This window comes from Novipirellula herctigrandis, from assembly GCA_007859835.1.
Taxonomy (GTDB): Bacteria; Planctomycetota; Planctomycetia; order Pirellulales; family Pirellulaceae; genus Novipirellula_A; species Novipirellula_A herctigrandis.
Window position 1 is genome coordinate 884128 of the sequence record SJPJ01000001.1, and the last position, 11646, is coordinate 895773.

General features: G+C 55.6%; 7 protein-coding genes. All 7 read left to right on the forward strand.

Features of this window, described 5'->3' with window-relative positions:
• Window positions 1–13 precede the first annotated feature (13 nt).
• A complete protein-coding gene (locus CA13_RS02975; RefSeq protein WP_146394533.1) occupies window positions 14–547 on the forward strand; it encodes a sigma-70 family RNA polymerase sigma factor in 534 nt (177 codons plus the stop codon).
• Between the two features lie 7 nt (window positions 548–554).
• Window positions 555–3104 (forward strand): LamG-like jellyroll fold domain-containing protein, encoded by a 2550-nt coding sequence (locus CA13_RS02980; protein ID WP_146394534.1) that lies wholly within the window; start codon window positions 555–557, stop codon window positions 3102–3104.
• A gap of 90 nt (window positions 3105–3194) precedes the next feature.
• Entirely contained in the window at window positions 3195–3587 is a 393-nt protein-coding gene (locus CA13_RS02985) for a hypothetical protein (RefSeq protein ID WP_146394535.1), read from the forward strand.
• A complete protein-coding gene (locus CA13_RS02990) occupies window positions 3588–4301 on the forward strand; it encodes a PEP-CTERM sorting domain-containing protein (RefSeq protein WP_146394536.1) in 714 nt (237 codons plus the stop codon).
• Between the two features lie 203 nt (window positions 4302–4504).
• The gene (locus CA13_RS02995; protein WP_419193871.1) at window positions 4505–5578 is read left to right on the forward strand and encodes a PEP-CTERM sorting domain-containing protein; all 1074 of its coding nucleotides are present in this window, start codon (window positions 4505–4507) and stop codon (window positions 5576–5578) included.
• Between the two features lie 368 nt (window positions 5579–5946).
• Window positions 5947–9300, forward strand: a complete 3354-nt coding sequence (locus tag CA13_RS03000; protein ID WP_146394538.1) for an autotransporter-associated beta strand repeat-containing protein — start codon at window positions 5947–5949, stop codon at window positions 9298–9300.
• Window positions 9301–9312: 12 nt separating this feature from the next.
• A partial coding sequence (locus tag CA13_RS03005) for an autotransporter-associated beta strand repeat-containing protein (RefSeq protein WP_146403342.1) occupies window positions 9313–11646 on the forward strand: 2334 nt, incomplete at its 3' end.

The window sequence follows — 11646 nt, forward strand, 5'->3', positions numbered from 1 at the left end:
CTTAGGAACAACAATGTTTAGCCAGAAAGAGCCATCCCACCAGGACCGCGTCCATGCCTTGTTTGTCCAACACTCCTCGCGAATACGTGGTTACATCCTAAGTATTTTGCCGAACATTGGGCGTGCCGATGACGTGCTTCAAGAGACATTCTTGACGGCATCCTTGAAGGCCAACGACTTTGTGGCCGGGACAAATTTCGTGGCTTGGGCCTGTACGATCGCTCGATACAAAGTGCTCGAAGAGTGCAAGCGACTCAAAAAATCCAAGACTTTGCTTTCACCCGAAGCAATTGAAGCGGTTTGTGCAGCGGACGATCCGCTGTTGGACGAAGGTGACGAAGCGGAAATGTCGGCGCTCAAAAAGTGCCTGTGCGAGCTGTCGCCCCACACACGGCGGGCCATCGACTTGCGTTACAAACGCGCTCACAGCGCTTCGGAGATCGCAACGATCCTGGGATGGTCGATCGACTCGGTCTACGTGGTGTTGTCGCGTGCACGAGGCACGCTGCAAAAATGCATCAACGCCAAACTCGAAATAAACGGTTAGAGGCCCCATGGATACAGAACGATTAGAGAAGCTGCTTGACCGTTACTTCGACGAAGGACTCACCGAGGCGACCAAACAAGAGCTTGAGGAAGAGCTTTTGAGTTCGCCTCAAGCCAGGGAATTATTTTGGCAACGAGGGAAATTAAATTCGCTGCTGCGGCAAAATGGCCAAGAGGTTTGGGGGGACGACCAAGCGTTTGTCCAACGGTTAGAGGACCCCGCCCAACAACCGAACGTAGCACGATCCCTCTCACCGCTGCTGAGTCAGTGGATCGTCTCGGGCATCGCCGTGTCGATGCTGATCGCCGTGTTTGGCTACTGGTCCATTTTTCACTCGACCTCCAAATCAGACATCGCGTTCGACGCACAGCAAATTGTTGGCAGTCCGGCTCACAATGTGGTTTGGATGGCGGCCGTTCGTCGAGCAGTGGCTGTTCAGTGGCTCGACCCAGAAGGTGCACCGCGAGTGGGCGAACCGATGGGCCCCAGCCGGTTTCAATTGGAAAGTGGGCTTATCGAAATCCAGACCAATCGAGGCGCTTTGATCACAGTCGAAGGGCCAGCGGATATTGAGATCATCAGCGATATGGCGATGCGTTGCCGAAGCGGGCGCATTAGAGTCGATGCCCCACCACCGGCCTTCGGCTTTCTCGTTCAGACCGAGCACGTCTACGTCGTGAATCGCGGCACGTCGTTCGCCATGAATGTGAGTGCGGACAATGAAGCGGAAATCCATGTCATCAAAGGAATGGTGGAACTGATTTCGCCATCGACGGATAATCCAATTCGAGAACTGCGCCAAGGGGAATCGGTGGGTGTCGTCACCGACGGAACCTATCGTGAAATCCCCTCGAAAGCAGAGACGTTCCCGTCGGCCGCCATCGTCATGTCGCGAACGCAGAGGGCAAAGGTTCTACAGCGAAAGGCATGGGAGCGTCGGCGTGCAGCAATTGTCGAGGACCCGAGTTGTTTGGTTTACTTCGACTTCGAAGGTTCCGATTCGGACGATACTGTGATGGAAAACCATGCGTTGAGGCCGAGCGGTGCCAAGGAACACGTGACCGACGGAACGATCATTGGCTGTGACTTTACCGATGGCCGTTGGCCGGGAAAACATGCCTTGGAATTTAAGAATGTTTTTGATCGAGTCCTATTCTCTGTTCCTGGAGAACACGAGACATTGACGGCAATCGCATCGGTACGACTTGACGCAATGGATACCAATGTGGCCGCATTGCTGATGCCGGACGATTCATCAGAAGGAAATCTCCAATGGCAAATATCGCGAAACAAAGTCGATCTATCCGTCGGTCGGTTGCGTTTGGGCCAATACGTACAATCGGAATCGACGTGGTTGGATTGCTATTCGAGCAAACCAATTCTTCGACCAGAAAGATTCGGCACATGGGTCCAACTCGCATTCGTATGGGACGCTCATAGAGGGACGTGCAGTCAATTCGTCAACGGCGAACTTGTTGGTCTTTCACGGTTGAGTTCACAAGCATCGATCTTGAAAACCGGACAACTCGAATTGGGGAACGGGAACGCCGGTCATGTGCTCGATCAATCGATCGCGCAGAACTTCAACGGTCGGATGGACGAGTTCGCTATGTTCGACCGAGCTCTCACCCCTCAAGAGATCCTTGCTCACCACGACTTGGAAAATGTATCCTGGACCAACCAAGGCGGTGACAATGTGTGGGGCAACGTTGAAAACTGGGCCGAACGGATTACACCATTGCGTGCCGACACGGTACTGATCGATACCGCTGGCCCCGACAAGGCAATCTACAGTGAGGGAACATCCGAACCATTTCAATCGCTCTACGTCGGGTCGAACATTGGAGGAACCGGCGAGCTAGACATCATAGGAGGGAATTTAAATGCCCATTCTAATTCGAGCCGTCACACCAGAGTTGGATTGCGAGGCGGAGACGGAACGATCAACCAAAATGGCGGGGACGTCAACCTGAATTCACTTCAAATTGGCTTGGATCCTAGATCGATCGGCACCTATCACCTCAAAGGAGGCAACCTGACCATCTCGCGTGCCGTCAATAATGCGGTCGGAAGCTTGGACATTGGCGCCAAAAGCGGAATTGGAACCTTTAAGATCAGTGGCGGTTCGTTGCTAACTCGAAGGGGTGTGTCGTTGGGCCGTGATGACGGCGTGGGGAGCTTTTTCGTTGAAGGGTCGGCAGCCACAAGCATCGAAATCGGCAAAGAGAAAGATCATGACGGGTTCTGGATACAACATCCCGGCAGCACTCTGAAAGTCTTGATCGATGATCAAGGGGTGACCCCCATTTCGATTGACGAGGTCGGTGGCGATGAAGGCGGGGACGTGACGTTCGCAGAAGGTGCTTGGCTAGATGTTGGTTTCCTTGATGCCCATCGTTCGGGTTCTTGGGACATCATAAAATGGGATGGCGTCCTTACCGATCAAGGATTGCAGTTCGCCCACGGCGTTGATCCGGACGTTTGGCATTTTGAATTTGTTGACACGGACGGCTCAGGCCGTAGCGACACGCTGCGAGTGATATCCACCCAACCCTAAGTATCCTTCCAAACACATGGAATTCGATTCACAGAGAAAGAGCCTCAATTGATTAACAAAAATCGAGTTGTTAGATGGATCGGCGTAGCAATGGTTACCCAGATCATGTTTGGCATCAGCACTCCGGTCAAAGCGCAGTACGTCGCCAATACCTTGGCCGAGTTACTTACGTATTCCAGTTTAAGCAATGCGACGATCACACTCGCCGCGGGCGACTACCGTTTCGATGGCGACCACATTGCTAACCCGCCCCATCCCGAGCCCCCGACCCACCCCGAGCCTACGCCCCATCCCGAGCCCCCGACCCATCCCGAGCCTACGTGCCATCCCGAGCCTACGTGCCTTGAGTTCTCGAGCACGAACAACACCTACAACCTTGCCGGCTATGACGTGGACACGGATCCCAACGCGCGTCGGCCTGCCGACTGGCCAGCGGTATACGTGAAGATGACGGGCGACAACAACTCCATCGATGGCGTTTAAATGGGCGACGTCAACGGACTCAATGCTGGATTGGCCGTGCAATACGGCGCCAACGATGTGACCGCAAGGGTCTCGATCTTGGGCGATGCCGATTTCTCCGATTCGGTTGACAATGCCGATATCGGAGCGGTCTTTGGGTCGTATGGCTCGACATCCGATTCCGATTGGACGATCGGCGATTTTGATGGGGACTTCGACGTCGATAGTGCGGACATCGGAGTGGTATTTGGCAACGTCGGCGCCACACTACCGCCACAAAATGCACTCATCAGCTCTGCCGTCGCTTCCTTGCTAAGTTCGGACTTGGCAGATTGGATTTACAACCCGCAGACCGGCGCGGGCATGCTCGACGGTAGCGAAGCGGACGGCGGTCGGGTCACGAACTTTGTGCTCGAAAGCGACGACATGTTCATCAATACCGGGGCACTGAGCAATCCGTTTGATGGATTCTTCTTCACCGCCAATGCGGGTGAAATTTTTGCCAGTGATCCGCTGGCGACCGGGCTAGCCTCGATGGACCTTGGATCGATCCTGGCACCCAATTTGAGTCATGCGGAATTGGTTAGTCTTTTTGAAACGTCAACTTATGTGGGGTCGTTAGGTTCCGGCAATCCTAGCTTCGACATCATTGTTAGTGCTGTGCCGGAACCGAATGCCCTTGCCTTGTTAATTCTTATCGGAATGGGAGTGGCGAACCGACGCCGTCGAAAGTAGAAGATGACTTGCGAGATGAAGTCTGAAAATTGCATCCATGGACTTAGGCGGCAATGTTTTTCGGTAACTCTTGCAGGAAGACCAACTACCATAGTTGGTTCGTAAAGAAGGACTGTGGGGCACGTGACCCACGGTCAAACAAGCGTTATTTGTGAGGTGTCAACCTCACCACGTTTCTTTTCAACTCCATGGAAAAATACAAAATGAAATTTGCAACAGGAAGATTTATAGCCGCTATGGCCTTGGCCATGGCATTTGGAGGCGTCGCTCAGGCCGACACCTTTGATGGCGGGGGTGACGGCACCTCCTGGGAGGACGCGTTGAACTGGGCCGCCGATGCTGTGCCGTTAAACAACGGCAGTGGAAACACCTTAATCAATAACAATCACCAGGTTGTTTTCGATGCTGATACCTGGACTGCTCTAAACACTGCCGGCAACTTGCAGTCTGCGACGCAGTACCGGATTGCACGCTTGTTGATGGGGGATAGTACTGCTGGTGGTGCCAACGGAACTCACTCCCTTACCTTTGACTTTGGGGCTTCAGGCGCCAGCAATAACGTTCTCGTTACGAACGGCACCAGCGCGGTCATTGGCGGCAGGGCCAACAAGTTCAGCACTCTGAATATTGTGAGTGGCATTACGAACGTTGAGGCGAATAGAGTTCGGGTGGGCACGGCAACAGGCGGTAGCGGGACAATCAACGTCAGTGGTGGCGAATTCATTACGGGTAAAGGGGGCCTTGAACTCGGTAATGTCGCCGGCGGTGGCGACGGAACCCTGAACATTACCGGTGGCTCGTTCGCCTCCCGCAATGATGTTGAGATCGGCGACTCTGGCACCTTCCATATTGCCGGTAGTTCCGCGACGGTCGGTGTCGGTACTTTTGGTACCACTGATGGATATTGGGAACAGGATGCCGGTGGCATGCTTCGCATCGGACTTGATGCAGGCGGCAGCTCCGTGATCCTTGTCGACGACGTCGGTGACGACGGGGCTGGCACGCAAGGCAATGTGGTCTTCGCAGCCGGTTCGCTCCTGGATCCCTATGACCTGGGCGGTGCTGCAGAAAACGTCTGGACAACGGTCATGACTTGGGAAGGCACGCTGACGGGTGCTCCTACCCTGAGTGCGACCGCAATTTCCTCAGGTTGGGAAAGCCAGATCAGCGGCAACGACCTTCAGGTTCGTCTAACCGCAGTCGCTGTTCCTGAGCCTTCCTCGTTCGCGCTTTTGGCGATCGGTGGTTTGGCGATGGTGCGTCGTCGACGCAAGTAGTTTTAGTGGTTGATCTGCCAACGGTCCTCAGGCTACCGCAGCCTGAGGACCATTTGGTCGAACTACGCCGGAGGCGTTAAAGCCATTAGCCGGTGGTTGAGCGCAGCGATACCACCGGATACAGAACGACAACGCATGTTTTTCGACCCCGAAGGTGGTCGCAGATAACCCAGCCTGTTCGCTGCGACCACCTTCGGGGTCGAACAATGGTTTGCTTGCCGTTTTCCGTAGGTGGCGCTTCGCTTACCTACGGCTAATGGCTTGCAATCCCTTCGGGATGAAATTGACTTATGTGCAACTGACAGGCCGTTGGTCCGCAATCGGTCGCATACGACTCATTGAAATTGGAAACATCTGGCACCCTCTTCATGACACGAATTATTCATCCAACTTCTCAACGACGCGTCTTTGGCCCGCACTTATTCTGGCTCTTGGGGCTCTGGCTCGTGGGGCTGTTGTCTGCTCCCGCCTTCGGGCAAACCAACGTCACGGTCACTAGCATCGCAGAGTTAAGGACTTACGCCGACGCCGACAACCATGTCGTCACGGTGGCGGCCGGCGACTACTGGATCGACGGCTCTCTGACAGGTCCCGCGTTTATTAGTCTCACCGGCAGCAACACGGTCTACGATTTCTCAGCAGCCCAGCTCAAACTGGATACTCGGGAATTGGCGGGCTACGGCGGTGTGACCAATTTTTCAGTGATGAATATCGAGGGGAGCAATTTAAAGGTCAACGGATTGAAACTTACCGGCTTGGACGTCGACGTGGATACCGACCCCGATGCTCGTCGTTATTCAAACCGATCCGCAAACTACCTTCGAATTAGCGGCACCAACAACGAACTGAACAACGCGCACATCGTGACCGCAGGCTCGAACCCCTACGGATATGGCGATGCGTTTGGCAAAGGTGCGCCACCCGCTGGCCGTGATCTGCCGCCCGGCGAAGGTGGCGTCGCCTTCATCGGTCACAACAAAACGTCTGGCGTCCTGATTAACGGGAGCGACGGCGGCAACGCCAGCGGATTCGCCAGCGGAATCAAGATCAATGGCCTTGATTTGGACATGAACACGTTCGGGCATGGCGTCTTCGTCCAAGGTGGTAACAACATCGAGATCCGAAACTCGTCGGTAACCGGTCAGTTGTTTAGCAGCAACGATGTGATCAACAATCCGGTCTATCAAGAGTATGGCGTCAACGTCTACGGCCAAGAAATGTTCCCCGACATCTTGATCTCCGGCAGCGAAGACGGCATCCGCTACTACGGCGATGGCACCAACCTAGCATGGTCCGAGGGTTTGGTTATCGAAAACGTGGAAGTGACCAACATGCGAGAGGGGTTCTCGTTGATTGCTGCCCGTGGTGAAGTCACGGTGAATAACGCCTCGGCCTACGGTAACGAAACTGGCTTTGAACCGGGGTTGGGTACCGTTATCACCAATTCGCGAGGCGACGTGACCAACGGCCCACTGCTCTACTATCGCCAAGGTTACGTGGACGACACCAATATTGAAATCGAGTTGGTTGGCGATGTGCCGCAAGTCGGTCGGACTTGGGATGTCGCTTACATCAATGGTACGAACAACGTTGTAACCCTAACCAGCGACATCGATCCAGACTTGCTTCCTGCCGATGCCTATGTCCGAGTTGGACAGCGATTCAACGATTGGCGGCACGACCTCCGTGATCTTGATAACACCAGCCTGCCGGCCGATGGCGTGGTCGTCAACAATCTCACTGGCCAAATCACAGTCCTGGGGACAAACGGCGACGATGTAGGTGGTTTCTCGAGTGCAGGAACCGTGAACGGTGGTGATGGCAACCACTACGACGGTGTCACGCTGGTATTAAGTGGGACTCGCATGACTGCAAAAGATGCTCAAGCAATGGGGAACAACGGCTCGGCCGATGACGGCACCTTGGATTCCAATGGCTCGATCGTCTTCGATGGCGCGACACTGGAACTCAACCCAGGAGTCAGCATTCAAGACGAGAAACTGACGATCACCGGCGATGGCGTCGACGGCAAGGGGGCGTTGTACAGCGACGGACTTACCAGTACCGGCACCCGCTTCGGCAGTTCCAACCGCAGTGACGAGAGCACCATCGCTCTTAACGGTGATGCATCGATCGGCGTCGGAATCGCCAGCAACCAAATGTTGGTGGGACGCATCCAAGGGACCGGCAACCTGACCAAACTCGGCGCTGGGATCCTGTCGATGGAAAAGTCCAGCACGCTCGACGGTAACCTGATTATTGCCGAAGGAGACGTGGTCGCACGTGGCGGAGTGGTAAACCATGATCTTACGGTGATGGCCGGAACCTCGATCAAGGGCATTGGCAACATGCTCAACACACCCGAGGGATTGATCCAACTCGACGGAACGCTCGACCTTAACGGACGCAGTAGTGGAACTCTCAGCGGAACGATCGGTCGTTTGTCTGGCAGCGGGCAGTTCACTTCGAGCAACACTGACGGCGGCACACTCAATTTCGCTGGCGATACCGGAAACGGCCTCTACAGCGGCTCGATCGACGGCAAGATTAGCTTGGTCAAATCGGGCGATAACACCCAATCGCTCAGCGGCACGATGACCCACACCGGTGCAACCACGGTCAACGCAGGCACGCTGCTGATCAACGGCACGCATACCGGTGGTGGCGACTACACCGTTAACGGCGGAACGCTCGGTGGAAACGGATCGATCGCTTCGCATGTTGTCCTCACCACCGGCGGCCGACTCTCACCAGGCAACGCAAACACTTTTGGTAGTCAGCAATTGACGATTGGTGGGGACTATTCCCAAGCAGACGGTGCAGCCTTGGCGCTCGATATTAAAGACAGTTTGAGTGTCGGTGGAACGACTTCGCTCGCTGGTGAATTAGAACTCAGCTCGAACAATCTTTCACAGTACCAGATCGGAAACAACGTCACGTTGGTTAACTCCACCGGCGCAATGAACGGTAAGTTTAATTCGATCAGCGGCGTCTCGATGGGGACGGTCAACGGACTCAATGCTGGATTGGCCGTGCAATACGGCGCTAACGATGTGACCGCAAGGGTCTCGATCATGGGCGATGCCGATTTCTCCGATTCGGTTGGCAATGCCGATATCGGAGCGGTCTTTGGGTCGTATCAATCGACGACGGACGCCGATTGGACGATCGGCGATTTTGATGGGGACTTAGACGTCGACAACGCCGACATCGGAGTGGTATTTGGCAACTTCGGCGCCACTCTACCGCCACAAAATGCACTCATCAGCTCTGCTGCCGCTTCCTTGCTAAGTTCGGACTTGGCAGATTTGATTTACAACCCGCGGACCGGCGCGGTCATGCTCGATGGCAGCGAAGCGGACGGCGGTCGAATCACGAACTTTGTGCTTGAAAGCGACGACATGTTCATCAATACCGGGGCACTGAGCAATCCGTTTGATGGATTCTTCTTCACCGCCAATGCAGGTGAGATTTCTGCCAGTGATCCGTTGGCGACCGGGCTAGCCTCGATTGATTTTGGATCGATCTTGGCACCCAATCTGACGTACGCCGAACTGGTTGGCCTGTTTGAAAGATCGACTTATGTGGGAGAGTTGGGCACAGGGGTCCAGAGCTTTGACTTCGTCGTCACCGCGGTTCCCGAACCTAGCTCAGCGGTGTTGTTGATCGGATTGGGGTCGCCGCTGATACTGCGTCGACGCCGTAAAGCTTTTCTATTTTAGGATGATATACTCATGGTCTTATTGACTTCGCTACTTCCTCACCGAGATGTGCAGATCGTTCTGTTCATGGCGGCTCTTTCGTGGTTTGCCGTGACCTCGGCCGACGCCCAAACTTCCGTCACCGCCAACAGCCTTGCGGAGCTGCGGAGCTACGGGTTGTCGGTGAACAATTCCACCGTCACGCTTAGCGCGACCGGCGGCGACCCTCACCCGGTGACCGGCGTCGTCACGCCCGGCCATTATTGGATCAACGGCGACCACTATACCGACCCGACCAACAGCGCGCCGGTCTTTATGGAGCTCGGTGGTACCGGCAACACCTACCACCTCGCCGGCGCGACCATCAATCTCGACACCCGCAAACTCGACGGCTTCGGGCGGAATCTCGGACACGACAGCGGAGTCGATGTCATCCGGATTTCGGGTTCCAACAACACCGTTCGAGGAATCAACTTGATAGGGCAGGATATCGCTCTGGATACTGACCCGAATGCTCAACGCTACGCCGATTGGGCGACGCAGTACGTCGAACTGTCCGGCGATAGCAATACCGTGGACGGTGCCCACGTCGTGACGCGAGGTTCACGAACCGATGCCTACGGACTTGGCGACGCGTTCGGCAAGGGCGCTTCGGGAGGCATCACCCCCTTCCTCGCACACCGTAAGGCATCCGCGTTTCGAGTTGGTGAGGCCACCGATGCCGTCATCAACGATATGCACCTAGAGGTCAACACTTTCGGACACGGCTTCTTCGTACAAACTTCCACCGATACGACGCTGACTAACAGCACGGTGACTGGCGAATTGTTCCCCTCTCAGAATGTCATCGATCACCCGCTCTACCAGGAGCACGGCGTCACCTACCACCAAAACCAAATCCCCGACGACCTTCTGATCTCTGGCGCCGAAGGGGGCGTGCGGATGTATACAGGCTCGTCAGGATTGACGGTGGACAATGTTGTGGTCACAAACATGCGTAGCGGATTCGCCACATCGCTTGGTGGTGGCACAAAAACGCTCAACAATGTCGAGGCCTACGGCACCGAAAACGGCTTTGGAGTCGGAAACAACACGACCATCACCAATGCCAAGGCAGACGGGGTGAATGGACCGATCTTGGGTTTTGATCGTAACGATATTCGGGATACAGCGGTGGAAATCGAGCTGGTCGGGGACCAACCGTTCAACCACGACTACGCCCTGGTCTACGCCAACGGCAACAATGTCGACATCAACATCAGTAGCAACCGCCCTGCGGAAGACTTCGAGAACACCACCCTGTTCCGCACCGCCCAGTTCTATTACGACAACTGGCGTGAAACCAATGACACCACGACCTTCGACGTCGACGGCTACGACCACATCAACTCGGTCCTCATCAACGACACTAACACGCTCTTGGTGCTTGGCGAGCAGGCAAGCGGCAACGTCGGCCGCTCTCAAGGTGGGGTGATCGGCAACGGCAAAGAAAACTACTACGACGGCGTCACGATCGTCCCCACCGGATCAAATCTGGAAGTAGCCCACGTCAAGGGTTTGGGCAACAGCGGCGTCGAAACCGGAGCTGAGTTCGACAGTGACGGCGGCATCGTCTACACCGGCACCGCGACCGCAGACACCTACGATTCTAACGGCACCGTCGTGTTCAATGGCGCAACGCTGCAGATCAACTCCGGTCTGAGAATCCAGAACGAGAAGCTGACCATCACCGGCGACGGTGTCGACGGGAACGGTGCCCTCTACTCCGATGGATCGAACGACTCCAACACCCGATTCGGCAGCAGCAACAACAATGACGGGAGCACGATCTTCCTCAACGGAGATTCGTCGATCGGCGTCGGGGTCGCGGCCAACCAGTTGCTCGTCGGGCGAATCCAGGGCGTGGGCGACCTGACCAAACGGGGCGCCGGCACACTGGTGATGGGCAAGTCCAGCACGTATGACGGCAACCTGATCGTCGCCGAGGGCGCCATCATCGCACGGCCAGGCGTCGTGCATCGCGACCTGAACCTGGCGGCGGGGACATCGATCTCCGGCCTGGGGAACAACTTCATCAACACCGATGGCGATGTCTACCTCGATGGCACGCTCGACATCAATGGCCGGAACGACCTCAACGACCTTAACATCTCCATGGGCCGACTGCACGGCAGTGGGGCGATTGTCTCGGGCAATCCCACCGCGGACACGGGAGGAATCCTCACGATCGACGGCAACAGTGGCGAGGCTCTCTACAGCGGCTCGATCGACGGCAAGATTAGCTTGATCAAATCGGGCGATAACACCCAATCGCTCAGCGGCACGATGACCCACACCGGTGCAACCACGGTCAACGCAGGCACGCTG